This is a genomic window from Imperialibacter roseus, assembly GCF_032999765.1.
In the GTDB taxonomy this organism is placed as follows: Bacteria; Bacteroidota; Bacteroidia; order Cytophagales; family Cyclobacteriaceae; genus Imperialibacter; species Imperialibacter roseus.
Window position 1 is genome coordinate 5,554,449 of sequence record NZ_CP136051.1, and the last position, 17,895, is coordinate 5,572,343.

The 17,895-nt window shown below is 47.1% G+C and carries 8 protein-coding genes; 1 reads left to right on the forward strand and 7 read right to left on the reverse strand.

All coding sequences use genetic code 11. The annotated features are described in order from the left end of the window. Positions 1-108 precede the first annotated feature (108 nt). Positions 109-4,572, forward strand: coding sequence for a T9SS type A sorting domain-containing protein (locus RT717_RS23485; RefSeq protein ID WP_317488782.1), 4,464 nt, complete (start codon positions 109-111; stop codon positions 4,570-4,572). Between the two features lie 181 nt (positions 4,573-4,753). Here the strand turns inward: RT717_RS23485 and RT717_RS23490 are convergent, their stop codons facing one another. The 7 genes from RT717_RS23490 to RT717_RS23520 all read right to left on the reverse strand — a co-directional run bounded on the left by RT717_RS23490 (position 4,754) and on the right by RT717_RS23520 (position 17,865). Then, positions 4,754-6,433 (reverse strand): CRTAC1 family protein, encoded by a 1,680-nt coding sequence (locus RT717_RS23490; protein WP_317488783.1) that lies wholly within the window; start codon positions 6,431-6,433, stop codon positions 4,754-4,756. A gap of 20 nt (positions 6,434-6,453) precedes the next feature. After that, complete coding sequence (locus RT717_RS23495) at positions 6,454-7,803, reverse strand: vanadium-dependent haloperoxidase (protein ID WP_317488784.1); 1,350 nt, start codon at positions 7,801-7,803, stop codon at positions 6,454-6,456. Between the two features lie 16 nt (positions 7,804-7,819). After that, on the reverse strand, positions 7,820-11,176 hold the full coding sequence (locus tag RT717_RS23500) for a VCBS repeat-containing protein (RefSeq protein ID WP_317488785.1): 3,357 nt from the start codon (positions 11,174-11,176) through the stop codon (positions 7,820-7,822). 88 nt (positions 11,177-11,264) lie between these two features. Further along, positions 11,265-13,127, reverse strand: a complete 1,863-nt coding sequence (locus RT717_RS23505) for a RagB/SusD family nutrient uptake outer membrane protein (protein WP_317492378.1) — start codon at positions 13,125-13,127, stop codon at positions 11,265-11,267. Positions 13,128-13,139: 12 nt separating this feature from the next. Continuing rightward, positions 13,140-16,676, reverse strand: coding sequence for a TonB-dependent receptor (locus tag RT717_RS23510; RefSeq protein WP_317488786.1), 3,537 nt, complete (start codon positions 16,674-16,676; stop codon positions 13,140-13,142). A gap of 146 nt (positions 16,677-16,822) precedes the next feature. Further along, complete coding sequence (locus RT717_RS23515; protein ID WP_317488787.1) at positions 16,823-17,614, reverse strand: FecR family protein; 792 nt, start codon at positions 17,612-17,614, stop codon at positions 16,823-16,825. Between the two features lie 29 nt (positions 17,615-17,643). After that, positions 17,644-17,865: a hypothetical protein gene (locus RT717_RS23520; protein WP_317488788.1), complete on the reverse strand. Its 222-nt coding sequence runs from the start codon at positions 17,863-17,865 to the stop codon at positions 17,644-17,646. Positions 17,866-17,895 lie beyond the last annotated feature (30 nt).

A 17,895-nucleotide genomic window follows, 5' to 3' on the forward strand; every position in this document is an offset into this window, starting at 1 on the left:
TTTCTATTATTTATCAACTTAAAACATTTCTTTTGTCACAATTAAGCGCTTATTTATAATGCGCACCTAATTGTTGACACGATGTACCCAAATAACTCAGCCAGCTGCTTGAAAAAATCCCTTAAATTAGTATTTGTTTTTTCTGTGTTTCTGGGTGGAAGACATACAGCTTTTGCGCAACCGCAACCTGTGCAGCTTTTGTTGGAGAATCACCCAACTGCCGATGCCTTTTATTATCAAAACAGCTTCACCGAACTCAACGGCAAATATTACTTCGCCAACAATAATTTTGGGGTCGGAAATGTGTATCAAACAGACGGTAGCACGGAAGGCACAGTGGCAATCCCCTATGACCAAAATGAAGCCCAGCTTAACAGTATCTATAATATCATTAGTTTCAATAACAAGTTATTAGTTTTTGATATTTACTTCCCATCAGGTCAGGATTACGGAATTGGTTTAGAACCAGGGTTTTTTGACCCCATAGATGGGACAATAACACTTCTAAAGGATATTAATCAGACTAACAACGAAGGTTCGACAGCGCTCGCTCCCTATCTTTTTAATGAAAAGGTCTTATTTCTGGCGAATGATGGCACTACAGGTAGTGAGCTTTGGATGACAGATGGCACTGAAACCGGCACAAACTTACTAAAGGAGGTTATGCCCGATCAGGAAGGCATCAACAGTATCCTATATAAAGAATTTCAGGGAAAGCTGTTTTTTGTAGTGAACAACAAACAAATCTGGAAAACCGATGGCACATCAGAAGGTACAGTCATAGTAAAGGATCTCTCAGGCGCAAATGGTTACATTGCGTATGATGGCGAAAAGGATCTCGTGGAATCGAACGGGAAACTATATTTTCGGTTCTATTCTAATTTAAACAATCGTTATCAACTCTGGCAAACCGATGGCACTGAAATAGGCACTGTTCAAACAGTGCCTGAAGGCTTTTATAATGTGGTTCCCAGAAGTGTGGGCGGTGAACTAATTGTCTTCATAAACTTTAATGAACGTGGTGTCTACAAGCTAAATCAGGCAACCCAAGAGTTAGACCTCTTAATGACAGTAGGCGACGGCAATGACGCTATTTATAGAGTTTTTAGACCTTTTTCAGAAATCGTCTTCTTTAACACGAAAGGAAAGCTGTGGAAGACGGATGGTACCGACGTGATTTTGGTAAAAGAAATACCCGGGCTGCAAAATGGAAATTTTGAAGCACAAGAACTCAATGATGAAATAATTTTCTTTGCTGAAAGTGACGAATATGGGTATGAACCGTGGAGAACGAACGGCACCGAAGAAGGAACAACCCTGATTAAGGATATCAATCCTAGTTACTTTTCCGGAGGACTTCAATACATTGGAGGTAACGACACCCATATCTATTTCATCGCTGACGATGGACAGCATGGCAGGGAGCTTTGGGCAAGTGACGGAACTAGTGAGGGAACATACCTCATAAATGACTACAGCACCAGACCTAAAGACCTCAAGTTGGGATCAATAGCAAAGACCCCGAGTCAACTGGTATTAGCGGAAGACAACAATTATTTCGCCGCACCCAATCTCTATACTAAGAGTGAGGCTGATCAGCTTGAACTGTTGAGTAACCCCAGTGGAAACCCCACTTTCTCACACTTTGATCATCTTGTGACTTATGAGGATAACGTCTATACTTTCACTTCGGAAGGAGTTAAAGGACAAATTGAGTATACCGGTCTAGTTAAGATATCCAACAACCAGATTGAGGTAATAAAAGAAATCACTTCGGGAAGCAACCTACAGGTGATTGGAGACAAGATGCTCTTCACATCGGATCCTATAGAGACGCAAAGTAGGGAAATGTGGGTTTCTGACGGCACAGCTAACGGCACCTATGAACTAACCGACATAGCACCAGGAGCGAGCGATGCTTTTAACTATGGGGAAGCGGGAGGAAATGAAGGGTTTATTGCTACGCAACTAGGGTCGAACGTTTTTTTTTCGGCCAATGATCAAACCAATGGATTTGAACTTTGGTCGAGCGATATGACATCTGATGGAACAACACTTGTAGTGGATATTAACCCTGGGCCCGATGGGTCAAATCCCAGAAACTTTAAGTTGTTTGGCACTACATTTTTCTTCCTGGCCAACAACTCCGCAGGCAATCCGAGCATTTGGCGGTCAAATGGAACATCTGGCGGCACCAACCAACTAATAGAGTTCACGAATGAAGTCAAGACAGTTGAGTACCATGCAACATCGCAAACCCTTTTCTTTTCGATTGCTTTTTCGAACAATACCTACTCACTTTACAAAACTTCGGGCACTCCCGAAACTACGGAATTTTTGGCCGATGCCGGATCCTATTACTATAATGGGATCAGTCCTTTCGCCGGTTTCGGTAACAAAGTTCTTTTCGTTACTCAAGATTTCCCAGACAACTACTACAACATCTATTCCGATACTGGAGACCCAACTAATGTTTATACAGGCTACTTCTACCCGGATGGCACTTTTGTGGTTGACGAACTATTATATTTATCTGTCGGAAACAATTATTTATATTCTACAGATGGTTCTTCCGACTCATTCGACCTGGTATATGACTTCTTCACCAACGGGGGGCTAAACCAAATAAGAGAGTTAATTCCTGTTGGAGAAGAACTCTATTTTAATGCCCGAAAAAACCTTGCCCTTACTCCATGGGTCTTGCGAATTCTATATTCGAGTGTTGAGCTTGAGTACAATGGAGTACGGCAAAGTTCTACGTTCGAAATGGGCTTTGCAGAAACCGTCTACTCGGAATCAAGCGTAAAACAACTTTTTAAAATTTCAAACACAGGCTACACCCCCCTGAAATTCACCGGCTCGGTTACGTTTGACCTTGCCGGACCTAATCATGAAGATTTTGAACTGGATTTATCAGGCATTTCCAATAAAATCAATCCAAACAAATCTGGGGAGATAGGAATAACATTTACCCCGAAAGGCATCGGCCCACGTTCAGCAACATTGCTCATTTTGACCAATGACGAGGAGAATCCATTGATTGAAATTGCATTGACTGGCACTGGCACAAAAGCCGATCCTACAATTTCCTTCGCCGAGCTGCCGGCAAAATCCATCCTGGATGAACCCTTCGACCTCACTGCCTCAGTAGATACAGACCAGGAAATCTCCTTCTCATCCTCCAACCCCGAAATAGCCAGCATCCAAGGAAAGACAGTAACAATACACAAAGCTGGCACCGTCACAATAACCGCTTCGGTGGTTGAAACCGAACTGTACAACGCAGCTTCAAAGCAGCAATCCTTAACGATCAATGGAGTTGAACAAACCATCACCTTCGAAGCCCTCCCCGAAAAAACCTTTGGGGACTCCCCCTTTGACTTATCTGCCACGGCAAGCTCTGGGCTCGATGTAACCTTTTCCTCAAGTGATGCATCTGTAGCTTCTGTTGAGGGGGTCACAGTCTCCATCTTAAAGGCGGGTGCTGTCACCATCACGGCCTCGCAGGCTGGCAACGATAACTATTCCAGCGCCACTGCCACACAAAGTTTGACCATTAACAAAGCAGCCCAAACCATTACGTTTGCAACGCTCCCGGCAAAGACATTTGGTGACGCTTCTTTCGAACTTTCTGCTTCAAGTACTTCAGGCCTTACGGTGGCCTACGCCTCAAATGACGCCACTGTGGCTAAAGTGGATGGAACAACCGTTACCATTCTCAAACCAGGTTCAGTCACCGTCACCGCTTCCCAAACCGGGAATGAAAACTACCTGGCCGCCGCTTCTGTGGAGCAGTCGCTTGTGGTGAACAAGGCTGGCCAAACCATTACTTTTGAACCACTGGCCGCCAAAACGTATGGCGACCCTGCTTTCGAGCTTTTAGCTTCTTCCTCTATTGGTTTGCCAATTGCTTTCTCGTCGTCCGACCCTGCTGTAGTTAGCGTCGAAGGAAATTCGGCGTCGATAGTAAAAGCCGGGGCAGTAACCATCACAGCCTCGCAAGCCGGAAATGATAATTATAACGCCGCTTCTGCTGAGCAAACATTAGCTATTGCCAAAGCAGCGCAAACCATCACTTTTGATGAGCTGCCAACATTGCAATCCAACGACGCACCTATTGCCCTGGTAGCTGAGGCCTCCTCGGGCTTGCCAGTAGCCTTTCAATCTGAAGATGAGACAATTGCCACTTTGGAAGGGGCAACTTTGACCATAACCGGAAGTGGTACAACCTCCATAACCGCCACCCAGGGAGGTGATGAAAACTACCTGGCGGCAGCGGAGGTCACCAGAGCACTGGTGGTGGAAGAAGTGACGGGGTTGAATGAATTAGCTGCACTGATCAAGGTGTACCCCAACCCTACGGAAAGCTTTATTGCGATAGAACTGCCTGAAAATATCACTCAGGTATCTTATGTGCTGACGTTTACTACAGGTCAGCAGGTTAAAGAGGGGCGCTTGTTAAGCCAGAGCGGGAAAGTTGAAATCCCGTTTGACGGAATGCCGACTGGAACCTACCTGCTCACTCTTACAAATGGCGAGTTATCCAGCACATGGCGCATCCTTAAAAACTAGGTGCTACACAGCCAGTAATAGTGGCCGAGAAAAGAATGATTTTGTTGCTCTAAGATCCTCGCTTCAAAATCATAGCTATCATCAACTTCATTTATAGCCATAATTCACCTGAAACATAGCCATGTTTGGGGGCGAACATGACTATGTTTAGGGCGAAAGATAGCTATCTTTTCTGGAGGAGCTACTTTCGACCTACTCTCCGCACAACAAAAGCCGCCAGTACCGCTGTGACAAAACCCAACCCAACCATCACTGGCCAGCCGAGGCCTTTGCTTTCTTCCTCGGTCACTGTGAGCAATTGATTGGCCGCTTGGTTGACCAACACCTGCCTCTTTCCCCCCAGCCAGGTAACGATGACCGAGTCGGCGACCGCCGAGGCTCCCAATCCGAAGTGGGCTTGCAGCGAGTTTTGCGACAAATGGCTGGAACCTCCATCTATTTCCCGCATCATCTTTACACCGCCTGCTACTACCTCCACTCTGGAGCCCAGCCCATTTAATTCGGAGTCTGTTCCTTTCAAAGCAATCTTGAGCCAGTTGCCGCCCTTGCTATCGTTTCGAAACAGCCGTGTGCGGGACTCCACAGGGAAATCTAGCACTGGCTTTTGGCTTACATACAGAATATCGAGGTCGCCATCGTTGTCCATGTCGAACACCACCGACCCCCTGCCCACGCCGTAATCGTTGAGGCCGAGCAAATGGGCCTTGTCAGTGAACGCCCCTTTGTCATTCTCGAAAAAGAAGTTGGCCATGGGCACGTCGTTGGGATTGAGGTCGCCGTTGGTCACGAACAAATCAACATCCATATCATGATCAAAATCGGCAAAGTTGGCCCCCCAGCTAATGCTCACAAAGCCCATCCCCAAGTCCCGGGCTTTATCTATAAATGGCTTGCCAGCCCCTTGATTCACCATGAAGCGGTTGAAGCGAATATTGGTGACATAGTAGTCGAGAAGGCCGTTGTTGTCGTAATCCCCGACTGCAATCCCCATGGAATTGATTTTGAGATCCATCCCAGCCTCCTCAGCAACATCAACAAACCTGTCGTCGGGGTAGCGGTTATTCAACAGCACATTGGGGGTGGCTTTGTACCCAAAGTCGTGGCTGACAAATATATCCGGATCATGATCGTTGTCGTAGTCAGTAAATACTCCTCCAAAACCGAAACCACGGAATTTTAATCCATAATCCTCATATTCATTGGTGAAGTATTCGCCGCCATGGTTGACCATCAGATACCCCTCTGCTGTTGAGCTGGCATTAACGATGGTGGCATCGTTGATGGCACTCAATTTTCCCTCATAGGCCAGAAAGTAGTTGCCGATGTAAATGTCAGGATAACCATCGAGATTGAAGTCTCCAAAGCTGCCGCCGGTACTAAATGACTGCAGGTTCTTTAGCCCGTATTCCTCAGTGGCATCCCGAAAGGTTGAATTGCCATTGTTAATAAACAAAAGATTCTCCGCCCTGGGAATTTGTTGAGAACTGTCTTTTAAAGTAATGGTCGTGACGAGCAAATCCGTCCAGCCGTCTCTGTTGACGTCGGCGCTTGCGGCGCCCTGGGTCACGTAAGCACCCGTAACAACCAGGCCGGATGAGGCATAAACGTCCTTAAAAGTGCCGTCTCTGTTGTTCAGGTAAAGGCGATCTTTTTCCATTCCACTAGTGAGAAAAAAATCGTCCCAGCCGTCATTATTGAAATCAAACACACAAATACCTCCGCCAAACATCCCCTCATAAACCACAAACTGGTGATAGTCAATGCCGGCCTCTTCGGTTACATCCTTGAAGCTCAACTGAGCCTGGGCAGTGCAAGTTACCAGAGCAAGGCAAACCAACCAGATGACCTTCAGTTTATTCATAATAGTGCGCACGAGCTAACTTATTCGTTTTTCCAAATCAATGTATTCACGTTCTCCGCAATTCTGGCTCCCTCAGTAAGCCCTATTTCATTGTCGTAATGAGAATGAATGCCACCATAAAACCGGGAGTTGGCTGTTTCCTCAGCTACCTGCCAGAAGGAGTCGTATTGCCTCGGCTTAAAGTCCACGTCTCTGAGCTCATCTCTTTTGCGCCCCACATGAGAGCTATCGGTAAACGAAAATCGCTCACCGAACTGATAAATGAGGATAGTGGCAGCGGTTCCGGCATTGGTGGCGTGCCCTGATGGAAATGCGGGAAAGGGCGGGTCGGGCCAAAATGACACCCAACCGGGCTCCACATGGTGGTTGATAAAACTTGACGGCCGCTCCGATACATGTTCGTACTTCCACTTCCAGCATTCAATGAATGCATCGGCCACAGCAATACCCATTTTGGCATAGGTTTCGGCGCATTTGATCAAATCCGGGTTCTTTGCTTTCAAAACCGCAGTAGCTATATAATAAGAGTGGCCCGGCGGTGTAAATGTATCAGCCGGATCATCTCCCCACCATAGCGCCGCTTCCTTTTCCTCCTGCGTTAGCTCTTTGTCCTTTTCGTACACCTCCATGAACTGCGTGTAATAGGGGGAACCTGGTGTTGTATCGTGTGGAATCAACTCCGGCGTAGGAATACGGCTGTTTTTCTCTAAAAAAGTGCGGTTGTCTCCCCAATGGGGGTGCAACGGATAATGGCTGATAGATTGCGCATACAGCGGCGGCTCCCAACGGCCCTCGCCAGTAGGTAGTTTAAGGTTTTTATCGAAGTTTTTCAGATAGCCCCTGTGACCCCCGTCCGTCTTTGACCATTCAAAAATGGCTTCAGCTATTTCCCTGCCATATGCCACAGACCGCTCCGCAACTTCAGCATCAACCTCCCCGGAAATCTGATCAAAAAACAAGGCCTCCAGTGAATCTACCTTCAACTTGTTCTCATCAGAAGTTTGGTTGTAGATGCGCTTGATGATCAAAGCCTGACCTGCGTTGAGCGCCGCAAGCCAATCATACTCGGCTCCATTTTCAGGGAGAGGCAAGGCTTCCAGTTCATTTAGCTGCCCGGCCATGCTATGGTACGAAGGATAGCCGTGCACAATGGACTCGTACATTGTCAACCCTATATACCCAAAGCATCGTGAGGCATAAGTCGGCGAATTAGCTGGGGTGTTTTTGGTGATGTAAATAGAGAGCTCTCCCCACCCGGTTGCCATTTCCTGCGGCGTAAAAATTTTCTCCTTGCCAGCGGAACAGCCGCAAACAAGGCCTATGGCCACTATTGAGCAAAGGCGGAAGAAATGGTGATTGAAGCGTTCCATAAGTCTTCAATGGTTTTTAGTCATTAAAAATATAAGCTTTCATTTTTCCCTGGCAAACCCCAAACAACAGGAACTTGTCAACTTGCACTACGTTGCGCACATCGCCCTTCAGATTGAAACCTGAACCCGGCTGGCTCACATAGGCAAATTCCCCGTTCCCCTTGCCTTTGAACAGCGCACCGTAATTGGCGTCAAATTTCCCTACCCTCAGCTTGCTGTAGCTATTGTTGCCACAAAGTAAAATGTCGTCCTTGCCATCGGCGTCAAAGTCCAGGACTGTGATGGTATGAACGGGCGAGTATTGCGCCTCCACAGGCAGCGGCTTCTCAGTAAACTTGCCATTGACCTGGCCCAGAAAGACTGACGTCTTCATAAAATTGGCTTGCATGTGTCCGGCGTTTTCAAGCTCTTCCGGCGAGAAAATGTCGGCCAGAGTAACTCCGGCATAGCTTTTATAATTATTGAATTTTCGCCGAAATGAGCTGAGCTGATCGAGCAACTCATCTCTGGTGGCACTTGGATAACTTTTGCCTTGCACGAAGTAGCAAAAGATGGGGTCGACAGATCCGTTATTGTCGAAGTCGTCGAAGTAAATTTCTGCCGGCGTGGCTTCGGAGACGCCAAACTGTGTATTTATTCCGAGGTTGCCCACCAGCAAATCGGCAACCTCGTCGCCGTTGATGTCTGCAACAGTGAGGGTATTCCACCACCCCTCGTAAGATTTGTCAAAGTACTTTTCGGTAGCAAGCAAAAAGCCTTTGTCAGTATTTTCAAATACTGTGACTGGCATCCATTCACCCACGACGATCAGGTCCTGCCTGCCGTCCTTGTTGATGTCGAGCCAGGCGGCATCGGTGACCATACCTAATCTTTCGACGCCCGGTGCCAGTGATGCTGTCTGGTCCGAAAATTTGCCTGATCCTTTATTGATCAACAGGTAGCTTTGCGGAGCCTCCGGATACCTTCCCGGCACCACACGCCCCCCGACGAAAATATCATTGGAGCCGTCTCCGTTTACGTCAGCCACTGCCACTGTCGCATTGCTGCCGCCTACCTGGGGTAGGGCATCTTTGTCTTTTCTGAAATTACCCTTTCCATCGTTGATATATAGCCGATCCAGGAGCGCTACATTATTTGATGTGAAGGTGTGATAGCCTCCACTGGCCACATAAATATCCATGTGGCCGTCGTTGTTGGCATCGAACATAGCGGCATCCGCATCCATACTGGCACTGTCAAGGTCAAAAGCTGCGGTTGCCCTTTTGCGAAAGGTGCCCCCTGCACTTTGCAACCACAATTCGCCTGGTTGACCCACCCCTCCTCCTACATATACGTCTTCAAGGCCGTCTCCATTTACATCGCCTTTGGCCATGGCGGGCCCCCCAAACGACAGCTGATTGATCAGGAGTGTTTGTCTTTTAAAATCGTTGGCGTTGAGTGGCTTGTCCTGATGATTGATAGGAGAGGCCGTCTCCACAAAAAGTGGTTTTATGACTTTGGCTGGCATCGAAACTTCCGATGCATCGGCCTCCGACAAAGCCAACACCTGATTGCTTGCTACATTTGTAAGAATCTGTATCTTTCCTCTGGGCCAGGCTACAATCAGCGTATCCACATTTGCAGCTTCACCCAGGCCAAAATGAAGAACGGGCGACACAGACGACAGATAGCCCCTGGCAGTTATTTGCTCCACCGACTGCTTTTTGCCCTTGATGGAAATGGTCACTTTTGCGCCTAATCCCTGGGTATTGGGCGTCTCGCCCCGGAGCTTGATGTCGAGATAGTTGTTATCGCCATTCTTATCAGCTTCATTTTGATAAATAAATGCAGGCTGGTTGATATTGTTAACGATGATGTCGAGGTCGCCGTCATTATCAAGATCGGCATAGGCAGCACCGTTGCTGTTGGACGGCCGACTCAATCCCCATGCTTGCGTCTGATTAGTGAAATTCAGCCCATCGACATTTGAAAAAATGTAGTTGACTACATTAGATGCCGGCATGTGACTGATGATTTCCAGCACATCCTCCCGCTGCAGCCTGCCCTTGCTCTTCACAAAATCGTCCATGTATTTGATGAAATCCAGGTTGGTATAGTCCCTGAAATACCCATTGGTCACATGAAGATCTTTCCAACCGTTGTTGTCAAAATCGGCCAGGAGTGCCGCCCAGCTCCAGTCGGTATTAGAAATACCCGCAATTTGCCCCACCTCACTGAAAGTGGGGTTCCCGGTGAGGTCGTTTCCATTGCTCAACTGCAGCATGTTGCGCATGTACTGATAATGGAAGCCAGACTTAATGTTCAATTCGAACTTGGAGTAGTTATCAGGGGCGAGTAATAGCTTTTGCCTGAAATTGTCTTCTGGCAGCATGTCGAGGGTCACTATATCATTCCAGCCGTCATTATTAATATCGGCCACATCGTTGCCCATTGAAAATTGGCTATTGTGGCCTACACTTTCCTTCAACTTGTCGGTAAACGTTCCGTTTCCATTGTTTATGTAAAGAAAGTCGGGCACGGCATAATCGTTGGAAATATAGATATCCGGCCAACCATCGTTGTTGATGTCAGAAATGCCAACGCCCAGTCCGTAGGTGAGTGCTGAGCTGCTGATGCCAGCCTTCGTAGTGACGTCATCAAAATGCCCATTGGCTTGCCTGAAAAGCCTTACGCCTCTTAGCTCATCATCTACTTTTAAAATTTCGGCCGTCTTCACTTCATTGAGGACGGGCATTGAACTCGGGTTGTGGTTGAGCAACAATGCATCAAGGTCGCCGTCCCTGTCGTAGTCAAAAAAGTAAATTTGGTTGCTGTAGCCTGCACTGGCCAAACCCAGTTCTCTCCCTTGGTCTTCGAACGTGGGCATTCCATTGGCATCGTTGCCCCTATTGATGAACAACTGGTTTTGCCGACTTTCTTCTTTCATTTGGCCTGAGTAAGAAACATGAATATCCAGCTTGCCATCGCCATTCACATCAGCCATGGCTACGCCGGTCTTCCAGGGCCCGGACCTTCCGCCAACTCCCGCCTCAGTAGTAATGTCTTTGAAACGCATACCCCCCTCATTCAGGTAGAGCTTGCTTTCTCCCATATTGGAGGTGAAGTAGAGGTCGATCAGGTCGTCACCATTGATGTCGCCCGCCGCCACGCCACCTCCGTTGTAGAAGTATTCGTACATCAGGATGTTGGTATTCAATCCTTCCTCAAGCTGGTTAATAAAATCTACGCCCGTCTCCTGCTGGGGAAGCAGCTTGAAAAGAGGCGGAGTATCCGGAACAACAGGTTCGGTTCGTTCCTCTTTGGTTTCGCTTTTGCATCCGCAAAAAATCACTATAAAAATGGCCAGAAGAAATCGTGCAGGGTTGTTAAGCATTTGGATCGGTCTTAAACAAAAATATAAAAACCTACACCGAAATACTCCGGCATAGGTTTTTAAAACTTAGATACAACTTACTGAAACTTTAGTATCCCGGATTCTGAACTAGTTTATCGTTCCTGTTCATCTCCCCCCGGCTTATAGGGCGGAAATACATTTTGTCGACCCAGGTACGGGTTTCGTTTTCTGTATTGTCCTGAGGAGTGTAAGAATAGTCATATACATCTGGATCATAGCGGTAAGGCACGTGCGGTGTAGCTCCCGGCTTCAACTTCGCCTCCACCTGAATATCCTTGATGCCCCTGCCCAATGTGGTAGGTGCAATCAACCATCTTCTGGCGTCATGATACCTGTGCTCTTCATAAGCAAGCTCAATCCTGCGTTCATTTCTGTATCGATCTCTCAGGGCGTCGCCGGCATCGGTCACGGCTGGCATACCAGCCCTGAACCGTATTTTGTTCAGCCAGTTTCTGGCTTCAGCCTCATCACCCAACTCAATAGATGCCTCGATATAATTCAGTACCATTTCCGTATAGCGAATAAATGGCCAGGGGACCACCTGCGCACCCGACTGATTGTCAATGACTGCCGGATCAGAATCGATAAACTTCCTCACATAGTAATGCGTACGGCTACCATTCCAGTTCTCGATGGGAGACTCTCTGGTGTCCACACCATTGATAACTCCACCTGCGCCATCATCATAGTAACCTGTTTGAATTTGATCCATAGGGTCAATGCCCGCCACATCAGAGGGCCTTGGCTTCCAGCCAGCACCATCATAAAGTACAGTAGCATACAAACGAGGGTCACGGTCATCGTAGGGAGCGCTCGCATGGGTTGCATTATTCCAGTCAAACTTAGAGCCGTCCATCATCTCATAGTCGTCTACCAACTGCTGAATTGGTGTGTTACCAGCCCAGTTGTGATAGCCGTTAGGCCCATTGTTAATGCCAAAATGGATGCCACCCAGCGGCCAGTTATTCTCTACGGTGTATAATGGAGTCTGCGTTCTCTGGAAAATCAACTCTACGGCTGCAGACGCATCTGCCACAGCACTTCCTCCCCCATAAGACAGGGCTACGTAATTAGCCTTTCCCTCTTCCGGAGAAACCGGCACTGTAAGATCCAGCTTATAACCACTGCCTGCATCCATCACAGCCTTGGCGGCGGCTCTCGCCGCTGTCCATCTGGCAGTTTGATCTCCGCTTGTATACCCATGAAGATCGGTAAGCCCCGATACCGAAGCAGAGGCTGTTGGAATATCATGCAAATCGCTGGCAGCATAGATCAACACTCGTGCCTTAAGGGCCATAGCTGCGATCTTGGATGTGCGACCAGGCGTGATAGGTTTTCCGTCAAGCAATGTAGCGGCCTGATCCAAATCAGAAATAATAAAATCTACACATTCTGCAAATGAGCTTCTTACGATGGTATAGTCTTCATCAAGACCATAAGGTCTGTCAATAATAGGAACCCCGCCATAGAACCTCAGCAGCTGATGGTAGTAATAGGCCCTCAGAAAATACGACTCTCCCAGAAGTCTGTCTTTTAAATCTTCATTGTCAAAAGTTGCAATTGGGAGATTCTCAATGGCCACATTGGCCTTCCTGATGGCCAGGTACATATTATTCCACTCATACGTTGGACTCATCCATGCCAGGTTAGCGGGACTTTCCGCACCTTCGGTGAAGGGGTTGATGTTTCTTCCTGCATGTGTAAACATAGCTTCATCGGTATAGGCTGCCAGCATCTGTTCTTCGAAACCGCCATACCCCAGGGAGGCATATACATTGTAAACAAACGCCTCAGCCAATGGCCCGTCGCTCCATGTCAAGTCGCTGGAAATTTTATCCAGTGGCTCTGTATTCAAGAAGTCCGTGTTGCAAGCCATGGGAAGCATCATGCCCACAGCAAACACCCATATTGTTATCGTTATTCTTTTCATCATCATTGTCATTTAAAAGGTTAAACGAAGTCCGGTGTTGATTACCCTTGCCTGTGGATAGTAGGTACCAGCCTGATTGGTTGATTCCGGGTCAAATATTCCGTTTTTACTCAAATACCCAAATGTGATCAGGTTAAGACCGTTCACATACAATCGGAAATTACTGATGCCAATTCGTTCACCTATGCTAGATGGGAAGTTATACCCGAGTTCGATATTCTTCAATCTCAGGTAATTCTTGTTGAGCAGGAAGTAAGTATTATTACCATAATTTCCGCCGGTAAAGTACGTGTCACCCCTGCTTGCCAATCTCGGATCGGTGCTGCTTGGGTTGTCGATTGACCAGCGGTTGTCATAGCTATACTTCAGGTAATTACCAATATCTCCTGATTCTGTAGATAACCTTAGCATCGCTCCCATGGCTCCCTGAAACAACAGAGACAAGTCAAAATTCCTGTACTGGAAATTCATGGTTGCCCCAAAGTTGAAAGTTGGCGTATTGGTTTTATCCAGTCTTGTCTGGTCATCACCGTCAATTTTGCCGTCTCCATTGATATCCTTAAACTTCATATCACCAGGTATCAATTGAGGTGTAACTGCACTGTAATCAAGGGTGTTGTCATTGATATCGCTCAAATCCCGAAAAACTCCATCAGACTCATAAACTAAATACGCACCATATGGCTTTCCCTCCTGAAGCTGATAAGCAGGTGCCCCTGGGATTTCGTCCATGAATACCACCTTGTTTCGTGAGTAACCACCATTGATACCAAACGCATAAGTCAAGCCACCTGCCACATTGTTGTACCCAACTGTGTACTCAAACCCTTTGTTATCTATTTTTCCGGCATTTACCGGGGGCAGTAGTGAGCTAATGCCAGAAGAGGCTGGGGTTGATCCGGTTTTTTGAATCAAAATCTGATCTCTTTTATTATAGAAATACTCGAATGCAAAGGTCAGCGCTCCATTCAACATGGTTCCATCAAGTCCGATGTTCAGGTTGTTGGCTCTCTCCCAGGTAAAGCTAGGGTTCGAAAGCTGCCTTTCCACAAGTGTTTTTACTACCTGACTATTGATGGGGTATTCGCCAAATCCATAAGTGGCCAGGTAAGCATACTCCTGAAGCTGGTTATTGAAATAAACCTGGTCGTTACCCATTTGACCGTACGAACCACGAATCTTCAGGAAGTTGATGAAGCTGATATTGTTCTGGAAGAAGTCTTCATTCGAAATATTCCAGCCCGCCAATACGCCGGGGAAAAAACCAAACCTGTCAGACTCAGGGAAAATGTACGAGCCGTCATATCTCCAGATAAACTCCGCCAGATACTTTTCTTTGTAGTTGTAAGCAGCTCTTCCGTAGTTGCCCAAACGAGCTCTTTCGTAGCCACCGCCGTTGGTGTTCTGAGCCTCTGACCCGCCTGCAAACAACTGGTCAATGGCCGGAGAAATATAGTTTCTTCTATACGCTGAAAAGAACTCTCCTTTAAAGGTTTCCTTGGTCATACCAGCCATCAGGTTGATGGTATGGTCGTCGGCGAATGTCTTCTCGTAACTCAACATTCCGGTTATGTTCGTATTCAATATGGCCTCCTCAAACTGAGATAGTCTGGGATCGGAAAATGTTGATCTCAACGACCTATTGAGGTTTGATGCATTTGGCCCTGTTCCTGTTCCATCCCAGGTATACAGGTACCATGGCGTTTGCCACCTTTTGACTCGGTCTATTTGCTTATCGACAGACCCCTGCAACGTGAAGGTCAGCCCCTCTATCCATGGGTTAGTGATATCAACCCTTGAGTTGGTCTGTATATAATCGGTTGGGTTCTTCTCATAGCCGGTCGCATTCGTAGTGACCACATAAGGGTTTTGGCCATTTTCAATGTCCGGACCCGGAAGGCCGTTGGGCCATACTTCAGGCTCGGTCGGGCGACCCCTCATCAACATTCTAAAAATTGATCCGGCTGACTCTGTAGGGAAGTTTCTCACTTCCTCTCTGAACATGATGCCTGTTTGCGTGCTGATATACTTATTGATCTTCGCATCAAGGTTCAGCCTGAGGTTGTACTGCTGATAGTTGGTAGCGGAGTTTTTATAATAGGCATCCTGATTCACTACACCAATAGACGACAGATACTTCACATTCTCAGTACCACCGCTCACCTGTAGGTTGTGTCTGTTCTGAGGAGTCCACGTTCTAAACGCATCGCCGAACCAGTCGGTGTCGGGGTGACCCCAGGGGTCAGAACCGTCCTTGTACTTTTGCACATCAGAAGGGCTGAATTGAGCACTTAGTGACGTTCCAGTTGAAGGGGAGGTAAAAGTCCCACTCTGCTGAATTCCCTGCCAAGCAGCCTCCCACTCACTTGGCGGAATCGACTTGTAGATGGGAAGTTGGTTCATGATTTCGGCGTATTCCGGGGCATTCGACATGTCGGGAATTACCGTAGGCTGAGCCCAGCCCTGGTTAAAGTCATAAGAGACTGTTGGTTTTCCAGTTGTGCCTCTTTTGGTTGTCACAATAATGGCACCATTGGCAGCTCTTGCGCCGTAAATTGCGGCAGCAGCATCCTTCAACACAGTGATGGATTCGACATCCTGAGGTGACAGACGACCAAGTCCGCCATCCCTGTCAGGAATCCCGTCAATTACTATTAGTGGGGAGCTGTTTCCTAAAGTGTTGATCCCTCTGATATTGATTTGAGCACCATCGTTACCAGGCTCGCCGCTTGTTTGAATTACCACCAAACCAGGCAAACGGCCAGAAAGTGAATTCGAAAGATCAACGGCAGGCGACTTCACCAGGTCAACGCCTTTAGCCGACACCACAGATCCGGTAACAGTGACCTTCTTTTGCTCACCGTAACCCACAACCACCACTTCGCCAAGTGTTTTAGTGTCGGTAGCCAGGGTTACTTCGACAGATGACCTGCCACCGACAATTACTTCTTGTGTAGCGAAGCCAATGAATGAGAAGACGAGCACTGAATTTTCGTCTGTAACACTCAACCTGTATCCACCGTCAGCGTCCGTAATGGTACCGTTGGTGGTGCCTTTCTCGACAACGTTCACACCGGGAAGCGATTGTCCATTTTCATCCCTGACAGATCCCGATACCGTGAATTCAGGAGCCAAAATTTCGTTTTCAGCAGATGCTTTTTCGGGGCCTCTGTTTGTTTCAGGCTTGTAGAGAGAGATTCTGTCTGAAATAACTTCATAGGAAATGTCGAGCGGCTGGAGCATTCCGTCAAGCACTTCGCTCAACTTCTTGTTCTCCACATCCACGGACACCTTTTGCCTGTCTTTGATTCGCTTGGGGCTGTAAGCGAATTTCACGTTGGCGATTCTTTCAATTTCTGAAATGGCACTTTTAAGTTCAACATCCTCAGCTTTGAGCGATACCTCCTTGTCCAGAAGTGCCTGGCCAATGAGCTCATTGGCCGACGAAATGGATGTTGACAAAGCAACAACAACCATTTGGGTAACAAATATCTTCATGCCCTGAGAAAAGTACTTTCTCCTTGCATGAAGTAGGTTTAGTAGTTTCATAAGTATGTAAGTTTGTAGGGTAGTGAATTTTTCGATCAGGCCTTTTTTAACCTTACGGTTTCATAAAAAGGGCTGCCTCCAAAGGTACTCGTGGTACCAAGGGTCATTTTCTAAGTAGATTTTTGTTTCATATCATTCCTCTTTTTTTAGTTCACAATTTGTTTCTGGCAACCTTGTCCGTTTAGCAGGATTTTAGTGCCCATCACTTCATACTCAACCCCAACCGACTTCCCAATCACAGACAATAAATCGAAAAGAGACATGTCGGACAGGTCTCCGGTGAAAGTACAGTTGCTGATTGATGCATTTTCCATCACAAACTCTATCGAGTAATTCTCTTCAAGTTTGGAGGCAATCTCGCTCAGGGTATTGTCTTCAAATACCAATAACTTATTTTCCCTTGTTGGCACCTTTACAGGCCTGGGTTGCTCAACCAGCGAGGTAACCAGGTGCGTTTCTTTGACGAAGAAGGTTGCCTTTTGATTTCTGGTGAGAATAACACCTTTCTTCACCTTCTTCTGCTCAGTCTCATCAGTTTCACCTTCTTCCGATTCGTAAACCGAAACTCTCCCCGACACCACATTTACTTCGATTGTAGAAGCGTTTTCAGGTGCTACCATGCTGAAGCTTGTGCCCAGCACCCTGGTGACGACATTGCCGCTGTACACAAAGAACGGCCTGTCGGGGTTTCTGATCACATCAAAAAAAGCCTCGCCTATCAGGTTTACCTCCCTCTTCTTGCCGGAAAAATGCCTGGCGTAGCTGATCTTGCTTTCTCCTTTTAGTATCACCTGGGTACCATCTGGAAGCCAAACCTCCCTGGGACCCTTTGAGTTATTCTCAATCACAACCTCGTCAGAAAGCATCGCCGTGGTGACGGCAATAGTTTCAGGTTCGCTCTGAGACAGCTGCTGGTATGCTACAAAAGATACGATCATCAACAGAAGTGAAGCAGCCACTCTGAAAATCAACTGCCGACCCCGAACGGCAGGCTCGCTCCCCCCTGTTCCCTGGCCTCCAGAATTCTCGCAAGCATTCTGTCCTTTATTTCAATTTTTTCAGATTCGCTCAAATCAATGTCGTTATTGCTTATATCTTCAAACCATCTTTCTACTTCAAGCTTTTCAAACTCAGAGCTACTGTCCTTCAAATAGCGTTTTAGCAATTGTTCAAGTTCTTTTTGTTTCATTTTCATGGCGCACGCCCGGCATCAAAAAGG

Bases quoted from the DNA above. Each gene is read 5' to 3' on its own strand.
- RT717_RS23490 (WP_317488783.1), bottom strand. From the start codon at position 6,433: ATGAATAAACTGAAGGTCATCTGGTTGGTTTGCCTTGCTCTGGTAACT.
- RT717_RS23495 (WP_317488784.1), bottom strand. From the start codon at position 7,803: ATGGAACGCTTCAATCACCATTTCTTCCGCCTTTGCTCAATAGTGGCC.
- RT717_RS23500 (WP_317488785.1), bottom strand. From the start codon at position 11,176: ATGCTTAACAACCCTGCACGATTTCTTCTGGCCATTTTTATAGTGATT.
- RT717_RS23505 (WP_317492378.1), bottom strand. From the start codon at position 13,127: ATGAAAAGAATAACGATAACAATATGGGTGTTTGCTGTGGGCATGATG.
- RT717_RS23510 (WP_317488786.1), bottom strand. From the start codon at position 16,676: ATGAAACTACTAAACCTACTTCATGCAAGGAGAAAGTACTTTTCTCAG.
- RT717_RS23515 (WP_317488787.1), bottom strand. From the start codon at position 17,614: ATGATCGTATCTTTTGTAGCATACCAGCAGCTGTCTCAGAGCGAACCT.
- RT717_RS23520 (WP_317488788.1), bottom strand. From the start codon at position 17,865: ATGAAACAAAAAGAACTTGAACAATTGCTAAAACGCTATTTGAAGGAC.